At 59.0% G+C, this 21,568-nt stretch carries 20 protein-coding genes and 5 pseudogenes; 13 read left to right on the forward strand and 12 right to left on the reverse strand.

Annotation, left to right across the window (positions count from 1 at the left end):
- Window positions 1-82: 82 nt before the first annotated feature.
- The 3 genes from UB23_RS23290 to istA all read right to left on the reverse strand — a co-directional run bounded on the left by UB23_RS23290 (window position 83) and on the right by istA (window position 3,854).
- Window positions 83-1,204: an ISAs1-like element ISPa60 family transposase gene (locus UB23_RS23290; protein ID WP_010455375.1), complete on the reverse strand. Its 1,122-nt coding sequence runs from the start codon at window positions 1,202-1,204 to the stop codon at window positions 83-85.
- A gap of 354 nt (window positions 1,205-1,558) precedes the next feature.
- Window positions 1,559-2,362 (reverse strand): IS21-like element ISPst3 family helper ATPase IstB, encoded by an 804-nt coding sequence (gene istB, locus UB23_RS23295; protein WP_010454871.1) that lies wholly within the window; start codon window positions 2,360-2,362, stop codon window positions 1,559-1,561.
- Window positions 2,355-3,854 carry an IS21-like element ISPst3 family transposase gene (gene istA / locus UB23_RS23300; protein ID WP_024012635.1) on the reverse strand — a complete coding sequence of 500 codons (1,500 nt, stop codon included), beginning with the start codon at window positions 3,852-3,854 and terminating at the stop codon, window positions 2,355-2,357. The genes istB and istA overlap by 8 nt, the downstream gene beginning before the upstream one ends.
- A 146-nt stretch (window positions 3,855-4,000) precedes the next feature.
- Between istA and UB23_RS23305 the strand changes: the two genes are divergently transcribed.
- From UB23_RS23305 to UB23_RS23335, 7 genes are all read left to right on the forward strand, one after another.
- Window positions 4,001-4,678 (forward strand): GntR family transcriptional regulator, encoded by a 678-nt coding sequence (locus tag UB23_RS23305; protein ID WP_016487046.1) that lies wholly within the window; start codon window positions 4,001-4,003, stop codon window positions 4,676-4,678.
- An 81-nt stretch (window positions 4,679-4,759) separates the two neighbouring features.
- A complete protein-coding gene (locus tag UB23_RS23310; RefSeq protein WP_003465041.1) occupies window positions 4,760-5,350 on the forward strand; it encodes a TetR/AcrR family transcriptional regulator in 591 nt (196 codons plus the stop codon).
- 90 nt (window positions 5,351-5,440) lie between these two features.
- The gene (locus UB23_RS23315) at window positions 5,441-6,142 is read left to right on the forward strand and encodes a cysteine hydrolase family protein (protein ID WP_003465039.1); all 702 of its coding nucleotides are present in this window, start codon (window positions 5,441-5,443) and stop codon (window positions 6,140-6,142) included.
- Window positions 6,143-6,196: 54 nt separating this feature from the next.
- Window positions 6,197-6,421 carry a DUF2798 domain-containing protein gene (locus UB23_RS23320; protein WP_003465037.1) on the forward strand — a complete coding sequence of 75 codons (225 nt, stop codon included), beginning with the start codon at window positions 6,197-6,199 and terminating at the stop codon, window positions 6,419-6,421.
- Between the two features lie 280 nt (window positions 6,422-6,701).
- On the forward strand, window positions 6,702-7,754 hold the full coding sequence (locus UB23_RS23325; protein WP_003465034.1) for an ABC transporter substrate-binding protein: 1,053 nt from the start codon (window positions 6,702-6,704) through the stop codon (window positions 7,752-7,754).
- Window positions 7,755-8,079: 325 nt separating this feature from the next.
- Complete coding sequence (locus UB23_RS23330; protein ID WP_003465031.1) at window positions 8,080-9,009, forward strand: ABC transporter permease; 930 nt, start codon at window positions 8,080-8,082, stop codon at window positions 9,007-9,009.
- Window positions 9,010-9,804: an ABC transporter permease gene (locus UB23_RS23335; RefSeq protein WP_003465028.1), complete on the forward strand. Its 795-nt coding sequence runs from the start codon at window positions 9,010-9,012 to the stop codon at window positions 9,802-9,804.
- Between the two features lie 349 nt (window positions 9,805-10,153).
- On the opposite strand, the gene UB23_RS23340 is transcribed toward UB23_RS23335, so the two are convergent.
- The 5 genes and pseudogenes from UB23_RS23340 to argC form a co-directional block, all read right to left on the reverse strand.
- The gene (locus tag UB23_RS23340) at window positions 10,154-11,185 is read right to left on the reverse strand and encodes a methyl-accepting chemotaxis protein (protein ID WP_073454648.1); all 1,032 of its coding nucleotides are present in this window, start codon (window positions 11,183-11,185) and stop codon (window positions 10,154-10,156) included.
- Between the two features lie 36 nt (window positions 11,186-11,221).
- Entirely contained in the window at window positions 11,222-12,250 is a 1,029-nt protein-coding gene (locus UB23_RS23345) for an IS30 family transposase (RefSeq protein ID WP_003465026.1), read from the reverse strand.
- A gap of 24 nt (window positions 12,251-12,274) precedes the next feature.
- Window positions 12,275-12,901 carry a DNA methyltransferase gene (locus UB23_RS23350; RefSeq protein WP_003465024.1) on the reverse strand — a complete coding sequence of 209 codons (627 nt, stop codon included), beginning with the start codon at window positions 12,899-12,901 and terminating at the stop codon, window positions 12,275-12,277.
- A 414-nt stretch (window positions 12,902-13,315) separates the two neighbouring features.
- A pseudogene (locus UB23_RS30395) lies at window positions 13,316-13,471 on the reverse strand (OmpA family protein); the annotation flags it as partial.
- A 413-nt stretch (window positions 13,472-13,884) separates the two neighbouring features.
- Window positions 13,885-14,814: an N-acetyl-gamma-glutamyl-phosphate reductase gene (gene argC / locus UB23_RS23355; RefSeq protein ID WP_003465021.1), complete on the reverse strand. Its 930-nt coding sequence runs from the start codon at window positions 14,812-14,814 to the stop codon at window positions 13,885-13,887.
- A 114-nt stretch (window positions 14,815-14,928) separates the two neighbouring features.
- Here argC and UB23_RS23360 point away from each other — a divergent pair, with 114 nt between their 5' ends.
- Window positions 14,929-15,813: a LysR family transcriptional regulator gene (locus UB23_RS23360; RefSeq protein WP_003465017.1), complete on the forward strand. Its 885-nt coding sequence runs from the start codon at window positions 14,929-14,931 to the stop codon at window positions 15,811-15,813.
- A gap of 183 nt (window positions 15,814-15,996) precedes the next feature.
- Here the strand turns inward: UB23_RS23360 and UB23_RS30000 are convergent, their stop codons facing one another.
- The 4 genes and pseudogenes from UB23_RS30000 to UB23_RS23375 all read right to left on the reverse strand — a co-directional run bounded on the left by UB23_RS30000 (window position 15,997) and on the right by UB23_RS23375 (window position 17,780).
- A complete protein-coding gene (locus UB23_RS30000; RefSeq protein ID WP_003830781.1) occupies window positions 15,997-16,260 on the reverse strand; it encodes a uracil-DNA glycosylase family protein in 264 nt (87 codons plus the stop codon).
- A 61-nt stretch (window positions 16,261-16,321) separates the two neighbouring features.
- Window positions 16,322-16,642 (reverse strand): annotated as a pseudogene (locus tag UB23_RS30895) (uracil-DNA glycosylase family protein); the annotation flags it as partial.
- A gap of 28 nt (window positions 16,643-16,670) precedes the next feature.
- The gene (locus UB23_RS23370) at window positions 16,671-17,219 is read right to left on the reverse strand and encodes a cytochrome P460 family protein (protein WP_003465000.1); all 549 of its coding nucleotides are present in this window, start codon (window positions 17,217-17,219) and stop codon (window positions 16,671-16,673) included.
- 27 nt (window positions 17,220-17,246) lie between these two features.
- Entirely contained in the window at window positions 17,247-17,780 is a 534-nt protein-coding gene (locus UB23_RS23375; RefSeq protein ID WP_020309197.1) for a carboxymuconolactone decarboxylase family protein, read from the reverse strand.
- A 117-nt stretch (window positions 17,781-17,897) separates the two neighbouring features.
- On the opposite strand from UB23_RS23375, the gene UB23_RS23380 reads away from it, so the two are divergent.
- From UB23_RS23380 to UB23_RS23395, 5 genes and pseudogenes are all read left to right on the forward strand, one after another.
- The gene (locus UB23_RS23380; protein ID WP_003464996.1) at window positions 17,898-18,740 is read left to right on the forward strand and encodes a helix-turn-helix transcriptional regulator; all 843 of its coding nucleotides are present in this window, start codon (window positions 17,898-17,900) and stop codon (window positions 18,738-18,740) included.
- 886 nt (window positions 18,741-19,626) lie between these two features.
- Window positions 19,627-20,385: pseudogene (locus tag UB23_RS30900) on the forward strand (PAS domain-containing protein); the annotation flags it as partial.
- Between the two features lie 87 nt (window positions 20,386-20,472).
- A complete protein-coding gene (locus UB23_RS30905) occupies window positions 20,473-20,931 on the forward strand; it encodes a methyl-accepting chemotaxis protein (RefSeq protein WP_275941885.1) in 459 nt (152 codons plus the stop codon).
- A gap of 20 nt (window positions 20,932-20,951) precedes the next feature.
- Window positions 20,952-21,214: pseudogene (locus UB23_RS23390) on the forward strand (Tn3 family transposase); the annotation flags it as partial.
- Between the two features lie 33 nt (window positions 21,215-21,247).
- Window positions 21,248-21,562: pseudogene (locus tag UB23_RS23395) on the forward strand (Tn3 family transposase); the annotation flags it as partial.
- Window positions 21,563-21,568 lie beyond the last annotated feature (6 nt).

Consider the following 21,568-nt stretch of genomic DNA (forward strand, 5'->3'; position numbering starts at 1 on the left):
AGATGTGTATAAGAGACAGATATAATACAGTGTCAGTGTTTTATGATAATCAACAACGCCTGTCAAGGCAATCGCATGAAGCTCACCTGAGACCTAATAGTTCAGCCCGATAATCATCAGAGGTTGCAGCAATCAGCCTTCGTGCCTTGATGCCACCCTTGCGCTTGACCGGATCCAACCGGATCAAATTCAATGTAAGTTGCTTGAGAACGGCCATGTTGTGGGCAGCATGCCCGGTTCGGATCCGCATCTGATCGTCACCAAAAATGACATCCATGCACCAGTGGACGCGGTTCTCCACGCCCCAGTGCGCCCTGATGGCATGTGCGATGCGCTCTGCATCCGGAGCAAGACTGCTGATGTAGTAACGGCGCTCCAGGCTGGTCTGGTTGCCCACAGTCCGCTCGGACTCCAGCATCACGAAAGTGCGCAGTCCTGGCCAGCGTTCTGGCTGTGGCAGGCACTGGAGTTGGTCGAAAACATGGCAGCGACGAACCTCCAGCCGGCCATGGTCCTTCTCGACATGCTCGAAGTGCGCATGGGGTACCCGGGCAGGATCGCCGTCCAAAAAGGTGTCAGCGAAGTCATCGATCGCTTCGGCCAGCTTCGGCTGGTTTCCCTTGATGGCCAGCAGATAGTGCGCCCCGCGATCGAGAATGGCCTGTGCAATGTCCGGCTGGGTACCCATGGCATCGATCGTCACGGTGCAGCCCTCAAGCGCCAGTGTGGCCAGCAGCTCAGGAATGGCGGTCTTCTCGTTGGACTTCTGGGAGGTCGCCCTCTGCCCGAGAATCAGCCCTGAATCAGCCGCAAAAGCGCTGACCAGGTGCAACGGGGCCGTGTTTTTCTTGCCGGAGCGGCGACTGGTCTTGCCGTCTAGGGCAACCACTTGCGGAGAAAGGGCCGGTAGGATCGCCGCAACCCAACAGCGGAAGGCCTGCTCGAACTCCTCTGGATCGATCAGGCTGAATAGCCGTCCAAAGGTGTCGTGTGAGGGAATGCCGTGGGGTAGTTTCAGAATACGGCGGAACCAGTCCAGCCGCTGCTCAGCCCAGAGTTCGATTTCGATGAAGGTGTCAGCGCCGGCAAGCACGCCGCAGATAGCCACGACCAGTGTTTCGACCAGGTCGTGACGAATCTTGCCCTGCTGACGGGGATCATTGATGGCGACCAGAACATCGGAGATTGGTATGTGATGCGACATTGCAGGGCATCCTGAGTAGAGAGGCGCTCAGGATGCCCGCTGGGAAAGGACTCATTCAAATCGGCAGGCGTTCATGCGATTGCCCTGCAACGCCTGTTTAGATGCTGGTAGATGCGAATTTTTTGGCGTACAGTCAAAATTTTCTGATGGTTGCTTAGTGTGTTGGCGCTGATGGAAAATTGACCCACCCTGCCGATTGAAATTTGACCCAGGGCGGATTGCTGATTTTGTTACCAGCAACTGTGGATAAGTCTACCAGCGCAGCTGCTGTTGCCCCCACTCCTTCGCTAGCCCAGTTCAGTTGTTTAAGACCTGCCACACGCAGCCATGTAGCAGGCCGTCGTCGCCATGAAATCAGAACGGCTCATCGTCCTCCGGTTCCTGGCCGCCCTTACGCTTTCGCTCCCGTGATTTGATCTTGGCCTGGGCCGCCAAGCTACTGTGTTGCAGGCGATAGGACTCGTTACCGGTTTCGACGATGTGGCAGTGGTGGGTCAGCCGATCCAGCAGGGCGGTGGTCATCTTGGCGTCGCCGAACACGCTCGACCATTCGGCGAAGCTCAGGTTGGTGGTGATCACCACGCTGGTGTGTTCGTACAGCTTGGATAGCAGGTGAAACAGCAACGCACCGCCGGCCTGGCTGAAGGGCAGATAACCCAGTTCGTCGAGGATGACCAGATCCATGCGCAGCAGAGCTTGGGCGATCCGCCCGGCTTTGCCGTCGTGCTTTTCGCGCTCCAGCAGATTGACCAGATCGACCGTGGAGTAGAAGCGCACGCGCTTGCCGTGCCGGGTGATGCCGGACACGGCCAGCGCAGTGGCCAGGTGGGTTTTACCGGTGCCAGGCCCACCGATCAGCACCACGTTCTGCGCGGTGTCGGTAAAGGCCAGACTGGCCAGTTCGCTGATCAAACGAGCGTCTGCGCTGGAGGCGCTGAAGTCGAAGCCGGCCAGGTCGCGGTGCATCGGCAGCTTGGCCATGTTCATCTGGTGGCTCACCGAGCGCATGGCGCGATCTGTGTGCTCTTGTTCCAGCAGGTGTTCGAGCAGCCACTTGGACGAGGCTGTGTTCGACTCACCCTGCGCAGTCAACTCCGCCCAGGCCGTGGCCATGCCGTGCAGGCGCAGCTCCTTGAGTTCCGCCATCAAATCACGCATGACCGATCTCCTCGGTCTGGCCACGCAGGCGGTCGTAGCGCGCCGTGTTAGCGACGGGGGCTTCCTTGAGCGACAAGTGGGTTTCGACGCTGGGTGGTGGTTCGGTCGCGGCCAGGCGCGCCACGACATTGAGGATGTGTTCGGCGCTCAGGCTGCCGCTTTCCAGTACCAGCTCAACAGCCACCAGCACCGCATCGAGCCCGGCGACCGGTACGGCAGCCAGAACTTGCGCCATGATCCGGTCACCGCCGGCATGACGCCCCAGACCGTGCTTAAGCTGACGCAGCGGCGCCGGCAGATCAGCAAAGGGCGCGCCGTTGCGCAGCGCACCGGGCTTGCGTTCGATCAGCGGGAGGTAGTGCTGCCAGTCATAGCTGACCTGGTCGCGATCCAGCAAGCGGACATGGCTGGCGATCAGCGCGTCGTCAGCCACCACCTCGATTCGCGTCGGATACAAACGGCTGCTGACCCACTTACCCGCATACTCACACGGCACCGAGTAGCGGTTGCGCCCGACGCTGACCAGGCAGGTGCTGGAGACCCGCGCAGGCCGCTCGACGTAACCGTCGAATGGCGCTGGCACAGGCATCAGTTCAGCGCGCTCCAACTCCAGCACTTCGGCCACACTCAGCCCGCTGTATTGAGGGTGCGTCAGCTCGTTCCAAAGCGCGCGGCAGCGCTGGCCCAGCCAGGCATTGAGTTCCTCGAAGGAGTGAAACTGGCAGTCCTGGGCGTCTAGCCAGATACGCCTGCGGCTGTCTTGCACGTTCTTTTCAACGATGCCCTTTTCCCAACCAGCGGCGACGTTGCAGAAGTCCGGATCGAACAGGTAATGCGCGCACATCACCGCAAAGCGCGCATTCACCGCCCGGCCTTTGCCCTTATTGACCTTGTCGACGGCGGTCTTCATGTTGTCGTAGATGCCCCGGCGCGGCACGCCGCCCAAGGAGCCGAACGAGCGTGTATGGGCGTCAAATAACATCTCATGGCCCTGGCTCGGATACGCCACAAGCCAGAACGCACGGCTGGCACACAGCTTCAGATGTGCCACCTGCATACGCCGGTAAATGCCGCCGACCAGCAAGCCTTCCTCGCTCCAGTCAAACTGAAACGCCTCGCCAAGAGCAAAGGTCAGCGGCACAAAGGCCTGCGACGCCTTGCCCTGTCCCCCTCGCCAGGCACGGATAAACGCGGTGAGCTGGCTGTAGCCACCGTCATAACCTTCGGCTTTGATTTGCGCCAACAGCGCCTTGGCACTGCGCCGCTGTTGCTTGGGCCGCAGCGAATCGGCTTTTAGCGCCTGCTCCAGCGTGGCGTGAAAAGGGCTGAGTTTGTTGAAGATCGCGCGGCGTTGGTAGACCGGCGGCTTGGCCTCAGGTGCTCTGACCCACTTGCGAATCGTGTTGCGCGCCAACCCGGTGCGCTTGGCTATCTCATGCAGCGACAGCTTGTCGCGGAAATACATCCGGCGAATTTTGCCCATCATTTCCATACTGATCACCCTGTGTTCTCCTGCTCAAAAATTGAGCAGAAGCAGTTGAACACCTGGGTCAGTTTTCAGTCGGCAGAACAGCCTCTACTGGGTCAGTTTTCGGTCAGCGGCAACAGGGCCGGGCATCCGCCGCAGATGAGCGATCAATGAGCAACCCCTACCCTATTCAAACCCTCAATCACTCTTACCTGGGCAGTGGCATCTACGAGTTGCTGCGCGAGGCACTGATCACCGGGCGTTTCCAGCCCGATGACCGCCTGCGCATCCGCGACCTGGCCGAACAACTGGGCACCAGCGTCACACCGGTGCGCGACGCGATCCTGCAACTGGCCAAGGAACAGGCGCTGATCCTCAAGACCCCGCGTGACATCCGCGTACCCATCCTCACCGCCGCGCAATACGGCGAGATCCGCAGCATCCGCCTGGCGCTTGAAGGCCTGGCTGCGGAGACGGCCGCCGCGCTGGTGACCGACAGCGAACTCGCAGACCTGCAAGCCTGCATCGAAAACAACATCGCCGCGATCAACGCCCAGGACTTGCAAGCCGCTCTCAAGTGCAATCAGCAATTTCACTACGCGCTGACCACCATCGCGCGCATGCCGGTGCTGGCGGGTTTGCTCGATAGCCTGTGGATGCGCACCGGCCCACTGATCGCCCGTGCCTATGGCAACTTCAACGAGCGCATGGCCATCGACCATCACTGGGAAGTGCTCGACGCACTCAAGCGCCGCGATGGCGCGGCGGCACGGGCGGCCATCTGCCGTGACATTCTCGATGGCAACGAGAAGATGCTCGAGTACATCGAGATGGCGCAGGCGGACTGATTGGCAGTCAATTCGACTGTTGACGAAACATAGATGACCAGTTAGTTTATTAAAACTTTCTCATCACTGGATGTCTCTGTCATGGCTCGCCCGGTCAACCTCGAAGTCAGATCCCGTTTGCTGTCGATTGGCCGCCAGGTGGTTCACAACCGTGGCTTCAACGGCTGCGGCGTCCAGGACATCACCGCCGCTGCCGAGATTCCCAAGGGCTCTTTCTACAACTACTTCGCCAGCAAGGAAGACTTCGCGGCAGAGATCCTCGAGGAATACTGGACCTCGATCGAAACCCGCCACGGGCCGATCTTCTACGACGCCCGGGTCAAGCCGCTGGAGCGCATCGGCCAGTTCTTCCAGGCCCTGGTGCTCGAGCACGGCGAGCATGAATACAGCCTGGGTTGCCTGATTGGCAACCTGTCCCTGGAAATGTCCAATGGCAGCGAACAAACCCGCAAGCGTCTGGCCGATGTGCTGGCGCGCTGGGAAGGTTTGCTCGCGAGCTGCCTGCGTGAAGCGCAGCAGCGCCGCGAACTCTCTGAAACTCACGACGCCGAAGCGCTGGCCAGTGTCATCGTCGAAGGCTGGGAAGGTGCGGTCATGCGCGGCAAGGTCCTGCGCGACGGTGCACCTCTGCAGCGTTTCGTATCGATGGTCTTGCCTCGGCTATTGGAGTGAGTTTTTTTTCCTCATTAATAAGACGACTGGTCATTTATATAAAGCAACATTCACGTCTCATCCACGCAAGCACCCAAGAGGTAAATCGTCATGAGCCATCTGTACGCCGACCCCGCCGAACCCGCACTGCCTGCCACTGGTTTCAAGCTCGACCTGAGCAAAGCCGCCCTGGTGGTCATCGACCCACAGAACGACTTCCTCAGCCCTGCCGGCGCCAGTTGGGCGGTGTTCGGTGAGAGCATCGTCGAGAACAACACCGTCGAAAACCTGGAAAAACTGTTCAAGGCCTTCAAGGCTCACGACCTGCCCGTGGCCGTGTCGCCACACTATTACTACCCGCACGACCACGACTGGCATTTTGGCGGTCCGCTGGAAAAGGTCATGCACAGCATCTGCATGTTCGATCGCAAGGGACCGAACACCCTGGAAAACTTCGAAGGCTCCGGCGCCGATTTCCTCGAGATCTACAAGCCGTACATTCTCGACGGCGAGACCATCATCGCCTCGCCGCACAAGGTCTACGGCCCGGAAACCAACGACCTGGCGCTGCAATTGCGCAAGAAAGGCGTGTCGCAGATCATCCTCGCCGGCATGGCGGCCAACCTTTGCGTGGAATCACACCTGCGCGAACTGCTCGAACAGGGCTTTGAAATAGTCGTGGTACGCGACGCCACCGCCGGCCCGCGCCTGCCGGATGGCGACGGCTACCTGGCGGCCATCATCAATTACCGCTTCCTCGCCCACGGGCTGTGGACCACCGAAGAGACTATCGCGCAACTGCAACCGGCTTGATCGTGCCCGAGCGGCCGGGCATCGCGCCCCCCCGCTCTTTCTCGAGAACCCCCGATGAAAATCCCCGCCCGTTATGAGCATTTCGTTTTCGGCGTCGTTCAATCCGGCCTGACCTGCGCGGTCGCGGCCGCCATCGCCACCACACCCCATGCGCTCGACCTGGCCTTTGCCGGCCGCTGGTTGAACGCGTGGGCGCTGTCGTGGGTATCGATGTTGCCGGTGGTGGTGCTGGCGGCGCCGATGATTCGGCGCGTGGTGAGGCGGATGACGGTGGGCTGAATGACTTGGCTATGACTCACCCAACACACCGCCATCGCGAGCATGCTCGCTCCTACCGGGGGCTTCGGGGCTGCTCGCGACAGGCGCGCAAGCCCGCACCCGACGCACGAAATACTGTGCCCGTTCGCATTTTCGCAATAAACCACTTTTCATCCGCGCATTTGTAGCCGCTTCGTTCACGGACAAGCCGGTACATTAGACCTCCATGGTCCCGCAGAGCGACCGACAACAAAACCTACAGCTCGCCCAAGAAAATCTGCCAACCATTCGGAGTCTTTCCATGAGCACATTGCGCACTACAGCTTTCCAACTCGCGAGTCTGGCCCTGTTCATCGGTAGCGCCACCCAGGCCATGGCCGAGGACATCACGTTCGTATCCCAGGGCGGTGCTTATCAGGAAGCCCAGAGCAAGGCGATCCTGGAGCCTGCGGCGAAAAAGCTCGGTCTGACGCTCAAACAGGACAGCTCGCCCAAGGCCTACCCGATCATCAAGACCCAGGTCGAGAGCGGCAAGGTCACCTGGGACGTGGTGGACCTGCCCACTGGCGACTGCATCCGTGGCGAAGCCGAAGGGCTGTTCGAGAAGCTCGACCTTGCGCTGATTCCCAATGCCGCGCAAATACCCGACAGCCTCAAGGACGAATACAGCGTCGGCTACATCAGCTACTCCACGGTGCTGGCGTATCGCACGGACGCGTTCAAAGGCGCGGACGTACCCAAGACCTGGGCCGACTTCTGGGACACCAAAAAATACCCGGGCCAGCGCTCCCTACGTAACCTGCCACGTCCAACCCTGGAAATCGCGCTGCTGGCCGATGGCGTGCCGATGGACAAGCTCTATCCGCTGGACGTCGATCGCGCCTTCCGCAAGCTTGAGCAGATCAAGCCCGACATCGCCACCTGGTGGACGTCCGGCGGGCAGTCGGCGCAGCTGATCAGCGACGGCGAAGTGGACATGATCCAGGCCTGGAACGGCCGTATCACCGCCGTACAGGCCGCCGGCGCACCCGTGGCATTCGACTACAACCAGGGTGTGCTGGAAACCAACTCGTTGTGCGTCCTCAAAGGCTCGCCGCACAAGGTGGCCGCCATGAAATTCGTCAACGAGGCCATCGATGCCAAACTGCAAGCGGCGTTGCCGATGATCATCGACTACGGCCCGCTCAACCCCGAAGCCTTCAAGACCGGGGTAATCCCGGCCGAGCGCGAGGCCAAGCTGCCTTCCGCACCCGGCAACATCTCGCGCCAGGCCCTGCTCTCGGCGCAATGGTGGGCCTCCGAAGCCGGGGTCAAGGCCGAAGAACGCTGGTTGTCCTTCGTCCAGAAAAAATAGCCATCGGCCGTTGCTGCGCCGCAGGCCAGAGGCCTCGGCGCAGGACATGCCGTCTACCCCCGCGATTTCGACATAAAGCGCTTGCGCACCGGTCAATTGCGTCCACTTCATTCGTTGGCATCCCGGTACATTAGGCCTGAGGGTCCCGCAGAGTGACCTGTGCAGACAACTCGCGCTCGCCTCAAGTACCTGCCCACCATTGGGAGTTCTTCACATGACATTACCCGAGCACCGCACCCTGCTGTCCGCCAGGACGACTGCCACCGCCAGCGCTACCCGTCAGTGCTGGATACCCTCCAGCACTGCGCAGTGACGAGAGGTCATCATGTCCAACGCCTATCTCGCCAAATCCATGCCCGACTCCAGCGACCAGCAGCACCAGCCGCCCATGACCAGCGAAGACGCCCTGGCCCGTGAAGAACGCAAGGAGCACACCTCCATGCTGTTGCTGCTCACCCCGGCGCTGGTCATGGTCGTGGTGCTGTTGATCATGCCGCTGTGCTGGCTGGCCTTTCAGTCGGTCCAGACCGAGGAAGGGTTTTCCCTGGCCAACTACATCCGGATTTTCCAGGAAAGCATTTACTGGGACACCTTCGCCCTGACCTTCAAGATCAGTTTCCTGGTGACGATCCTGTCGATCGTCATGGGCTTCCCCATTGCCTACGCCGCTTCGCGCCTGCAGGGTTTCTGGGCCAACCTGATTCTGATCTGCGTGATCCTGCCGTTCTGGACCAGCGTGCTGGTGCGGGCCTATGCCTGGCTGGTGCTCCTGCAACGCCGCGGACTGGTCAATCAGACGCTGATGGACCTTGGCATCATCGACCAACCCCTGACGCTGATGCACAACACCACTGGCACGGTAATCGGCACCCTGCACGTCATGCTGCCCTTTATGGTCCTGCCGCTGTATTCGGTGATGAAAAAAATCCCCCAGGACCTCATGCAAGCGTCCGAGAGCCTTGGCGCCAAACCCTTCTACACCTTCCGCCGGGTCTTCCTGCCGATGGCAGCGCCGGGGGTCATGGCCGGTTCCATCCTGGTGTTCGTCATCTGCCTAGGCTTCTTCATCACCCCGGAACTGCTCGGCGGTGGCCGCACGATCCTGGTGTCGATGCTGGTGCAACGCAACGTCGAGCTCTATCACGCCTGGGGCGCAGCCAGCGCAGTCGGCCTGGTGCTGCTGTTTGTGGTGTTCCTGATCTTCTGGGGCATCAATCGCTTCATCCCCATCGAACGCATCCTGGGAGCGCGCTAAATGAACCTGCTTGCCAACCTGCGTCACCTTCGCCTGTCCCACGTGCTGTTCACGGTGCTGGTCGCGGCGATCCTGCTGTACCTGATCATCCCGGTGCTGATCGTGGTACCCATGTCGTTCTCCGAGGCGCGCTTCCTGCAATTCCCTCCCAAGCAATGGTCCTTCCACTGGTACGAGGCGTTCTTCAACAGCGTGGAGTGGATGTCGGCGGCGCGGGTCAGTCTGATCACGGCATTTTTCACCATGGCCATCAGCCTGCCGATTGGTATGGCGGCCGCCTACGCCATCAACAACTCCAGCCTGAAGGTGGTGCGTACGCTGCAGATCATCCTGCTGCTGCCGATGATGGTGCCCATCATCCTGATCGCCGCCGGCGTGTTCTTCGTTTACGCCCGGGTCGGCCTGATCAGCACGCTGACCGGCCTGGTGCTGGCGCACATCATGCTCGCCTTGCCCTACGTGATCATCGCGCTGCTGGCCGGTCTGCGTAACTTCGACATGTCCCAGGAAATGGTGGCGCGCAGCCTGGGCATGAACCGCTTTCGCGCCTTCATGGCCGTGACCCTGCCGCAGATCAAGCCCAGTGTGGTCTCGGCGACACTGTTCGCCTTCATCACCTCGCTGGATGAAACTGTGGTGGCGCTGTTCATCTCCGGCGGCGACAACCAGACTCTGACCAAGCGCATGTTCACGGCGCTGCGCGACGAGATCGATCCGACCATTGCCGCTATCAGTTCGATCCTGATCCTGGCGTCGCTGATCCTGGTGGTGATTGCCGGTCGCAACAAACAATAACCAACAACGCACTCCCCCTCTGCAAACACACTTGCCCGCCATTGCGGGCAAGTGTGTTTTTGCGTCCTGACCACGCACGCCCATGCCGACGTGCAGCCCAGCACAGCCTGCCGTCACACGGCTTAATTCAGCATCTATCACCCGTGTCCAGGCCCATCTCGGGGGAACCGCAGAATTCGGAAAAAATCGTACGCTAAGCTAACGGTGTTCTCGTGACAGCTCTTTGACTAGGCTTTCTAAGGCCATTCTGATAGCCCTGACTTCCTGAAAAGCCATGGCTAAAATTTGTGCGGCTAAAAGGGATAACCGATGGTAAAGTAAGTTATCCCTGTCGAGATACTGAAAAGCGTTATCCTCGTTTTTCCCAAAACTGTTTTGCCAGTTCGCTCAGAGCGCTAGTTAACTGAGCGACAGATTTCGCACTTTGCAAATTATTCTGCCCGGTCTGTACATTGGTATCAGCAGCATCGCGTATATTGATAATACTGCGGTTTATGTCTTCACTTACTGCTCCCTGCTGCTCGACCGCAGTCGCTATTTGCGCGTTCATGTCGGTAATTTCGTTAACGCGTTGGCCAATTCCATCAAGAGCTGTAGCTGCTTCCTCTGCGTGAGCTACACTCGTGTGCGCTTGCCGACTACTTTGCTCCATGACTGTAACAGCGGATTGCGCTCGCTCTTGTAGAGCGCTGATCATGCTTTGAATATCCGTTGTCGATTGCTGTGTGCGAGCAGCAAGACTGCGAACCTCATCGGCGACAACAGCAAAACCACGCCCCTGCTCACCAGCACGCGCGGCCTCAATTGCTGCGTTGAGTGCCAACAAATTCGTTTGCTCGGCGATCCCTCGTATAACGTCAAGAACTTTTGATATCTCGTTACTTTGACCTTCAAGCTCATGAATAACCTGAGCGGCTTGCCTAATTTCACCTTCAAGGGCAGTGATTGACTGGCTTGTGTGGGCTACCAGACGCTGGCCAGATGCCGTCTCAGTGTCTGCTCTTCCGGCCGCATCTGCAGCATGCTGTGCATTGCTCGCAACCTCTTGAATGCTTGCCGCCATTTGGTTTACTGCCGTTGCTATTTGATCTGTCTCTGCCTGCTGCTCAACTGTAAGTACATTGCTTGACTCAATATCCTTTAGTAGGCCTCGGGTGTGTTCGCTAAGCCGATTTGATGCATCACCTATGCGACCTACTATGGCGCCTGTTTCAGCTTGCATCATTCGTAAAGCAAACTCTATTTGGCCAAACTCATCGGTGCGCCCAGTGTAGAGGGATTGACTTAATGGGTTATTGGAAATATTCCTGGCTCTTTCAACCAGTCTTCCAAGAGGAGAGAGAATAGCCAAAACACTAACAGAGCTTAAGCTTCCTGACATTAAAGTGGGCGGTTACAGGAGCTGAGTGCAACACGGTTATTGAATTGAAGCTGGAGCATCATGCCGCATAGCCATAGCTTCCTGCATCACCTCGTCCATAACCTCGATCGGACACTTGAAGTCGAAGCGCTTACGGGGGCGCATGTTCAGTTGCAGTGCGATGGCATCCAGTTCCTCCTGGCTATGCACCGACAAGTCCGTGCCTTTGGGCAGGTACTGGCGGATCAGGCCATTGATGTTTTCGTTACTGCCGCGCTGCCAAGGGCTGTGCGGGTCGCAGAAGTAAATCGCCACCCCGGTCTGCTGGGTGATTTCAGCATGCCGCGCCATTTCTCGGCCCTGGTCGTAGGTCATGCTCTTGCGCATCGCCAGCGGCATGCCATTGAGCGCTGCACTGAAGCCTTCCATCGCCGAGGTCGCCGTCGCGTCGTTCATCTTCACCAGCATCAGGTAGCCACTGGTGCGCTCCACCAGCGTACCTACAGACGAGGCGTTGGCCTTGCCCTTGATCAGGTCGCCTTCCCAATGCCCTGGCATCAGTCGGTCTTCGATCTCCGGCGGACGTACATGAATACTGACCCTCTCAGGGATCTGACCGCGCCGATCCACGCCGCCAGAGCGCGGCCTGCGCATCGTCTTGCTTTGGCGCAGGCAGATGATCAGCTCTTTACGCAGCTCGCCGACTGGCAAGGCATAGATCGCGTTATAGATCGTCTCGCGACAGACGTAGGCATCTCTGAGGCTGGGAATATTCATGCTGCGCAGCTTGCCGGCAATCTGCTCGGGAGACAAACGCTCACGCAGCATATGCGCCACCAATTCGAAGCGCTCGCTACCCGGCAACAGCTTTTGCTTCGGTCGACACACCTGACGGCGGGCCTGCATCTGCTGCTGGGCCACGCGGGCCGAGTAGCCGCCACAGGCATCTCGATTGCGGCGCAGCTCCCGGCTGATGGTCGAAGGGGATCGGTTGATCAAGCAGGCAATCCCGCGCAGGCTGAAACCTTGGGCATGACCGATTTGAATGGTGGCGCGCTCTTCAACGCTGAGTTCGGAATAAGACATAGGGACAGCACCGTACCGGAAAGGTCAGGTGTTGCACTCAGTTTTCGCCGCCGCCCCCTTATTATCACTGCGAGGTGAATAGCTTTTCTGCCAATTGATTATGCCAATGCGATTCTCTTCGCCGAAGATTTCGTCCATGAGCATGCCAAGTCTAAATAGTTCCCTATGATCAATACAGATAGCCATAACCCCGCCTGGGGTTAGCATCTCACGCATCATCCAGATTCTGGGTGTCATGAAGCGCAACCATTTGCTGTGCTTGGACCCATCATCTTTAGGAACTACATCGCCGAGATCTGGATCGTTTGGATCCTTGTCCCACTTGTCGTTATAGCGGAAGTCCTCGCCGGTGTTGTACGGCGGGTCTGTTACTACAAGATCAACTTGACCACGATATTTATAGAGCGTGACCATCGCAGAAAGGTTTTCACCGTCCCAGATCTCATTCTCTGACTGGGCGGTTTCCTCTCCAAAGGATACTTTCTTGATAATACGATGCAGCTTCGGCTTGACCTGGCGGATGATCTGCCAGGGAGCAGCCCGCCCGGTGTAACTCATAACGATGCCATTCTTGCCAGCATCGGCAAGCGCCGCATCATGCTCCTGCAGCATACGGACCAAGGCGGCCCTCGGCAGTTGTTCGTAATCCATGCTTGCCCCTTGAATTCGTGCGGCGGCACCGAAAAGCTGAAAATTCTAGTACCGCTCGTGGATGCTTCACCATCCCTAGGGTGGCGAGTGTACTTGTGAACGTATTGATTTGGCTGTTAAACCGTTGAAAAAGACGGATCAACTGAGTTCCAAACGGGCTGCGTACTGGCTGGCAGATGCGAATCCGGCGCACGCCGCTCCCTTCTGGGCTCAAGCCCGCGAAGCGGGCATAAAGAACCCGGCCGAGGCCGGGATCCTTATGGGCTTATGGGCCGGCGTATTGGTCTGCCCAGTCCAAAGCCGGTGCCACGGGAGCTTGCACCTCCTGAGGCCAGGTTTTGGAGCCCACTGCAAATCGCCCGTAACCCATTAAAAGATAGCTGGGCATCCGACGAAAAGAGCACCAAGGCACCATTACCCTTGAGCTACAGCGCCGCTACGGGGCACCAGTTTGATTTCAACGCGGCGATTTTGGGCGCGACCCTCGGCGGTGTCGTTGGGGGCAATGGGCGAGCTGGAGCCTGCACCAAAGGTTTGCAGGCGCGAAGGATCGACGCCATTGCTGCGCAAAGAGAAAAAGGGGACTGATTTATGTGCGCCAGGCAAAGCTTGGTCGCCTGGGAATGACGGCGCAAGCCGTCACGAAATGGCGTAAGAAACCCAGCGGGTATGACCCCCGCCCGGTAAAGGTTAGCCACCGACCGGAAGCGAGTCTTGCGTGGTGACCGGGTAACCGGCGCTGCGAAGCGTAGACAGCAGAAAAGGGGATTTATTTTCCCTACTCTAAAACGGCCGCTGTTGGCCGATTGCTGCCTGTCGTGGACGACCGTTTAACTTCAAAGCCTGACTGGATTGCAAACTGCTGACACGCGTAGATTCTGTTTTCGACTCGTTTAATGCCGTCGATGCCAGGCCATAAACAGAGAGGAAACAACCGCTCGAAAATTCGAGCCATAGACTCTAGAGCCAGTGGGTAGTCGGAGTCATGTTCCTGCAACCATCAAATCCAGATTCTGCACCGCCGCTCCAGCGGCTCCCTTCCCAAGATTGTCAAACACCGCAGCCAACAAAACCTGCCCCGTCTCATCATTTTCACACACCACCAATCGCAAACTATCAGTCCCGTTAAGCGCCTGAGGATCAAGGCACGTCAACCCTTTGGCCTCCTGCATCGACATCACCTGTACATGGTCCGCATCGACGTAGTGCTGCATAAGACACGCATGCAACCGCACCGCATCCACGCCCGGCGCCAACAAGCGAAGTTGCAACGGTATGGTCAGCACGATCCCCTGCCGAAAAGCCCCATAAGCCGGCACAAACATCGGCCGCTCCATCAGACCGCTTTGCTGCTGAATCTCCGGAATATGTTTGTGTGCCAGCCCCAGACCATAAACCTGAAACGCGGGCGCCTGTGATGCGCCCTCTCCCTCATGCTCTTGCACGCCAACGCGCCCTTTTCCGGAATAGCCCGACACAGCATGAATGTTCGTCGGATAGTCCCTGGGCAGCAACCCGGCCTCCAGCAATGGGCGCAGCAGCCCTATCGCCCCCGTGGGATAGCAACCGGGATTGCTGACCCGCCGTGCCGTGGCGATGCGTTGGGCCTGCTGCGAGTTCATCTCCGCGAAACCATAGGTCCAGTCTGGATGGGTGCGGTGCGCCGAACTCGCATCGATCACCCGAACGGCGGGGTTTTCGATGCTCGCTACAGCGTCGCGTGCGGCTTGGTCGGGCAAGCAGAGAATCGCGATGTCGCAGGCGTTGATGATTTCGGCGCGACGTTGCGGATCCTTGCGATGTTCGGGGCTGAGCGTGATAAGCCGCAGATCGGTCCGGTCGCGTAGACGTTGATGGATTTGCAACCCGGTGGTGCCTTGGTCGCCGTCGATGAATATAAGAGGACTTGCCATGGAATGCTCTCGGACATAGGAAATCAGGAGTTCCAATCTTCAGTGAGGGGCTAAGATAGGAAAAGTTGAATTTCTAAACGATGAAATTCAGCTTTTCTGAACAAGGAGTGACTCATGCGCGAAATCAGCCTGGACCGTCTGCGCACGTTGGTGGCCATTGCCGACCTGGGTTCGTTTGCCGAGGCGGCCCGTGTGCTGCACCTCGCGCCACCCACGGTCAGTTTGCATATTGCCGACCTGGAGTCGCGGGTTGGCGGAAAGCTGTTGTCGCGCACACGTGGGCGCATTCAGCCTTCGGCGATTGGAGAAACGCTGGTGGAGCGCGCGCGGCGCCTGTTGGCGGATGCGGAGCAGGCGCTTGAGGACGTGGAGCGTCAGGTGCAGGGCTTGGCCGGGCGTGTGCGGCTGGGTGCCTCCACAGGGGCCATCGCACAGTTGATGCCGCAAGCTTTGGAGACGTTGGGCCAACGCCATCCCGCTATCGATGTGCAGGTCGCGGTGCTCACGTCGCAGGAAACTTTGAAGAAGCTTGCCGAGGGCTCTTTGGAGATCGGTCTGGTCGCGCTGCCACAGACCCCGGTGAAGGAATTGCGGATCGAGCCATGGCGGCGGGACCCGGTCATGGCCTTCTTGCCGGCTCGCTGGGAATGCCCGGATGTTGTGACCCCCGGTTGGCTGGCCGCCCAGCCATTAATTCTGAATGACAAAACTACTCGGCTTTCGCGCTTGACCTCGGAGTGGTTCGCCAGTGATGGACGGCAGCCCACGCCGCGTATTCAACTGAACTACAACGATGCGATCAAAAGCCTAGTGGCGGCCGGTTATGGTGCGACGTTGTTGCCGCATGAAGCCTCCACGCCATTGCCCGATACCAGGATCGTCATGCGGCCATTACAGCCCTTATTGTGGCGTCAACTTGGTATTGCCCACCGTGGTGGGGACGTCGAGCGGCCTACGCAACATGTGCTGGATGTGTTGTGGGGGTTGAGTGCGGGCTAGGGCGATGTTGTCAGAGAAAGGACCGCTTTCGACCCGGTCATACGGTGATTGAGGTCCCAGGCGTCAGCTACCGCACCTGAAGCCGTCGTTCATCGCTCCAAAGCCGGTGCCTGTCTCCGTTCGCCCAGGCCAGGGTGTCGTAGTACTTGTGCAGCAGCTCGGTAATGGCGGCGGTGTCGTCGGTCATGGGGTTTCCTTGGGGTTGGCGGTGAGGACTGCCTGGACGCGTGCTTGCAGCGCGGGCAGCACGTCTTGTTGGAACCAGGGGTTGCGCACCAGCCAGCGATTGTTGCGCGGGCTAGGGTGAGGCAGGGGGAACGCTTGCGGCCAGTGCTCGCGCCAGGCTTCGACCACCCGGGTGAGCGGCGTCTTGCCAGTACCGAGGTGGTAGTCCATGGCGTAGCTGCCCAGCACGATGACCAGCGACAGGCGCTCGAAACGCTGCATGAAGGCTTCGCGCCAGGCGGGGGGCGCACTCCGGGCGTAGCGGCAGGTCACCGCTTTTGCCGGTGCCCGGATAACAGAAGCCCATGGGCAGAATGGCGATGCGGGTAGGGTCGTAGAAGGTGTCGCGGTCCACGCCCAGCCAGGCGCGCAGACGCGCGCCGCTGGCGTCGTCGAAGGGCACGCCTGAGGCATGGACCCGGGCCCCCGGTGCTTGGCCGGCGATGAGGATGGGCGCACTCGGGTGAAACTGGAAGACCGGCTGCACGCCGTGTGGCAGATGCGGTGCGCAGCGCGTGCAGGCGCGGACGTCGGTCAGAAAGGCGTCGAGTGTCGGCATGGCGCGCTTCCGGAAAGGGTGGCTCGCGCAGGACGGAGGTGCCATCCTGCGCGAAGCGTAACCCGGCAGCAAGTCAGTGCTGGGTCAGTGTCGGATAGCCCTGGATGAATACGCGGTCGGTCTTGGCCGCCGGCACATGGCAGCCCATGCAGTCGGCTTCGTAGCTGACGGCGACATTCTTGGCGGGGGCGTCGGCCTTGAACAGCGCCCAGCCCCAGCCGTCGCCCCACAAGGGGTTGCTGGCGAAACGGCCTTTGGCGTCCTTGACCATCACGAACCACACGGCCGCATCGGAACCCCAGACCACAGGGTTGCCAGTGGTCATGGCGCTGGTTTCGAGCTTGCGGATCTCTTTCACCAGCGTGGCGCCGTCCAAGAACTTGCCGGTCTTGCGGTAGTGCTCGGCCGAGGCCTTTTCGGTGTACACATCGTGCAAACCGCGAGAGGCGGATTTTTCGTCCAACACCGCATATGAGCCCAGGTGGACGAAGTTTGTGCGGAAGTCTGTGGGGCGGCTGATGCCGCCCTGGCTGTCCACATAGGGCGAAAAGTCGCCGGCCGTGACGGCCAGTGGCAGGACGAGGGCGCTGGCGAGCAGAGCGCCGGTGAGTGCGATTTTCATCGTGTTCTCCTTATATGCCTATGGAGATCAGACGGCGACCACGGGGAAATCCACCGTGGTGTCGGCGATGTGGTTGGTGTAGTTGGTGAGCGTGTTCAGCGCGACGTTGGCGATCACTTCCAGTATCAGGCCGTCGTCGAGCCCCGCGCGGCGGTAGTTGGCCATGGCGTCGGCCGACACCACGCCGCGTTGCTCGACCAGCGCGCGGGCAAAGCCGGCGATTGCATCGTCAAGTGCGTTGGCCGCCTGGCCGGTGCGGGCCGCGGCGATGGCCTCTGCCGACAGTCCGGCACCTTTGCCGATCAGGGTGTGTGCGCTCAGGCAATACTGGCAGCGATTGGCTTGACCGGCAGCGAGCGCAACGATCTCGCGCTGGGAGGCATTCAGGCGGCCGGTGCCCAGCGTTTCGGACAAGCCGAGGTAGCCATTGAGCGCCGCCGGCGCGTGGGCCAGCGTGGCGAACAGGTTCGGCACCATGCCAAGCTTGGCTTTGACGGCCTTGAGTGTGGCAGCGGTAGCGGCGTCAGCGGTGTCGATGGTCAGGGGGGCGATTTGGGTCATGTCTATCTCCGTAGTGGGTGAGGTGCAAGAGCACGTGGGCATGATCGCCCTTTGTTTGGTACGATATGGCACGTAAAGTATCAAATACGTAACCTATCGTCTTATATGGAGAGTGGAATGGCGGATCGACTGGCCGGCTTGCTCCGGCACTACTCGCTTTCGGCGCGCGTTTTTCACAGCGGCGCCTTCTGTGGGCAGCATCATTACGCGGCGCCGCATGGCTATATCCATCTGGTGCGGCGCGGCCCGATTACGGCGCGTTCGCCCGTGCATGAAGATCTGCTGGTTACCGAGCCGAGCCTGCTGTTTTATCCGCGCGTGGCGTCGCATCGTTTTGTCGCCGCCCCCGGCGATACCGCTGAGCGGTTGTGTGCGGAGGTCGACCTGGGCGCTTCGACGGGCAATCCGTTGGCCATGGCCTTGCCGTCGATGCTGCTGATTCCGTTGGCGGACTTGCCCGGCCTCGGGCCGACGCTAGAGTTGCTGTTTGCCGAAGCCGAGCGCGACCAGTGCGGTCGGCAGGCCGCCATCGACCGCTTGTGCGAGTTGCTACTGATCCAGTTGCTGCGTTATCTGATGGATGGGCGGCTTGGCGCCACCGGACTGCTGGCGGGCCTGGCCGACCCGAAACTCGCGCGCGCCATAACCGCCATGCACGATGCGCCGCAGACCGCGTGGTCGCTCGAGGCGCTGGCGGCGAAGGCGGGCATGTCACGCGCGCGCTTCGCCGCCGCGTTCAAGGACGCGGTGGGCGTCACGCCGGGCGACTATCTGGCCGACTGGCGGATGAACGTCAGTTGCACCCTGCTCAAGCAGGGGCGGCCGGTGGCGGTGGTGGCCGACCGCGTCGGCTACGGCAGCCCGAACGCTCTGGCGCGCGCCTTCCGCGTGCGCATGGGCTGCGCCCCGCGCGACTGGCTGGCGCAGCAGCGCGGTGACGCGGCGCTCAGCGGTTCGTGAGTTTGAGTTCGATTCGCCGGTTCTTGGCGTAGGCGGCGCCGGTGTTGCGCTCGTCGAGCGGGTGAAATTCGCATCACGCCGGAACAACTGGCGGAACTCCAGGTGGCGATCCGTCAACGGCTGGTCAGTCTGTTCGTGCGGCGCGGCCGGCTGGACAAGGCTGAGTCAGTGGCGCAGGTAGCTGGATGACGCTGTCCCGCCCTGAGCCGACGCTCACAGGCGGGGATTTCCAGTGTCGTCATTGTCGGCTATTGGCCGGCAGCAGCCCGTCGTTGCCTGATGGATCCAACCCCTCCGCTGCTATAGTGCAGTCGGCTTCTGACGTTCAGTGCAGCCGTCTTCTGAAAACGACAGGTTGAACGCCAAAGAGGGGGCGGGAGCGCTGCAACCGGAGCAGCGTCAGAGCCTCCAGAATCGCCCACACAACGCGGAAGCTGTCAGTCAGGGGGCAAGCCTACCTTGGCACCAGAAACGCGCCCAGGAGGCCGCAGGGGGCGATTTTGGCCGCTGCAACTGTCCAACCTTGGCCGGGCCTCGCCGGGCCGAGTGGGGCGGCCTTCGACCAGGGCGGGCCGGCGACCGTCCGTCGGGCATGGAGGGGACGATAGAGAAAACGGACAAAATCGTACGCTAAGCGTGCGGCCTGTCAGGTTGAGGCCCTAGAGGTTGCAGGCGAGTCGTCAGAAAATGCTGGAATCGGCCCTATTCTGACACTGCCCAAGGTTCCGGCCTGACGCCCAGTTAGGGCATAGCTCAATATGACACATGGCTGCAAATCGCTAATTTTCCAACTATAAAGAGCTATGCTCTCAAGAAGCGGTTGCGCTAACCGATACAGTATAAATTGGGCCCCAAGTATTATTTTATTTGCACAAAGGTAATGATTATGTTTTTCAATAAAAACAAACAACTGCTGGACACAGAAAATAAGCTCTCAGAACTACAGCGGCAGCTTGATTCAATAAGTCGAAATGTCGCGGAAATCAGATTCAGGCCAGACGGGAGCGTAATCTATGCGAGCAATATCTTTCTAGAGATGCTTGGTTACAAACTCGAAGAAATAGCAGGGCAGCACCACAGAATTTTCTGCGAAAAGAATTATGCTAACACAGCTGATTATTCGCGCTTCTGGCAGAAATTGGCTGACGGCCATCTTCAATCAGGTTTATTTAGGCGGCTGCGCAAAGACGGTAACTTAGTATTGATTGAGGCTACTTATATTCCAGTTCAAAATCAAGATGGAAAAGTTATTGAAATCATTAAGATTGGCTCAGATGTCACTCAGAGAGAAAACGAGTTACTCTCACTAAGAGCCGTCCATGCAGCCATCTCCCGCTCGATGGCGGAGATCGAGTTCACACCTAACGGTGACATCCTGCATGCAAATGAGAATTTCCTCCGTGCTATGGGTTATCGCCTCAGCGATATCAAGGGTCGACACCACCGAATGTTCTGTTTCGATAATTTTTATCAAGAAAATCCAAATTTTTGGCAGAGTTTAAAGGGAGGAACTTTTTTAAGCGGGCAATTTGAGCGCAAGACCGCATCGGGAGAGACCATCTATCTTGAGGCCACCTACAACCCCGTCATTGATGAAGCCGGCCAGGTTGTGAAAGTGTTAAAATTTGCCACCGACGTCAGCTCGCAGAAGCATAAGGCTGATGAAATCCGTCAGGCCGCAGAGCTTTCCTTCACCACCGCCGAGGAGACATCTCAAATTTCCGTGCGGGGCATGGAGTCCCTTGCTAGTTCAATTGAACTATCTCAGGGTACATTTAATTTAATAAACGGTGCGGTTATTTCGATTACACAGCTAAATGCTCAGGCTAAAGATATCGAGAAAATTGTTACCATCATCCAAGGCGTGGCAGAACAAACTAACTTACTAGCACTTAACGCCGCAATTGAAGCTGCCCGAGCGGGTGAAATGGGCCGAGGCTTTGCTGTAGTAGCCGACGAGGTTCGTCAGTTGGCAGCTCGAACTAGCAGTGCCACCGTGGAAATCCAGAATGTGGTAACTGCTAACGGAAAGCTTACTCAGCAACTGAATATAGATATGAACAGCATCGCTAGAAGCGCCGAAGAAAACAACGATCAGATCGCAACTGTAACAACTATTATGCGTGAAATCAGTGACGGTGCAGACCATGTTGCCCGTACCGTATCGACGTTGTTCAAAGACAATAGCTAGTGTCCAGTTTTAGGCAAAATCAGGATCGGAACTTCGAGCCGCAGCGCTACAGAGCCAGAAGCCCAAACTTGGTGACGGCCATCGTGCTATGGAACACGATGTATCTGGAGTGCATCACTTGGGGCTGGTCGAGGCTGGCAAGTCGGTGGGCGGCGAGCTGCTGCAATACCTATTGCCGCTGGGCTGGGAGCACATCAACCTGACTGGCGATTACGTCTGGCGGCAGAGCCGCAGGCTGGAGATCGGGAAGTTCAGGCCGCTACGATTGCCCGGAAAACCTTAGCGTACGATTTTTTCCGAATTCTGCGGGCTCCCCTATCACCAGCTACGCTCGACCATCGCCCAAGTCGGTGGGAAGAAGGAATTGACCGGCCGCACCGACATCGAAATCGAGATCAGCAACCAGTGCGCCAGGCTGATCGGCAACGCGATCATCTTCTACAACTCGGCGATCCTGTCCCTGCTGCTGACGAAGTACGAGGCAGCTGGCAATGCCAAGGCGCTGGCGTTGATCACGCAGATGTCGCCAGCGGCCTGGCGGCACATCCTGCTGAACGGGCATTACACCTTCCAGACTGACGGCAAGTTCATCGACCTGGATGCGCTCGTGGCGGGACTGGAGCTGGGCTGACGGAAA

The sequence above is a fragment of the Pseudomonas sp. ES3-33 genome (assembly GCF_000952175.1).
GTDB classification, from domain to species: Bacteria; Pseudomonadota; Gammaproteobacteria; order Pseudomonadales; family Pseudomonadaceae; genus Aquipseudomonas; species Aquipseudomonas gregormendelii.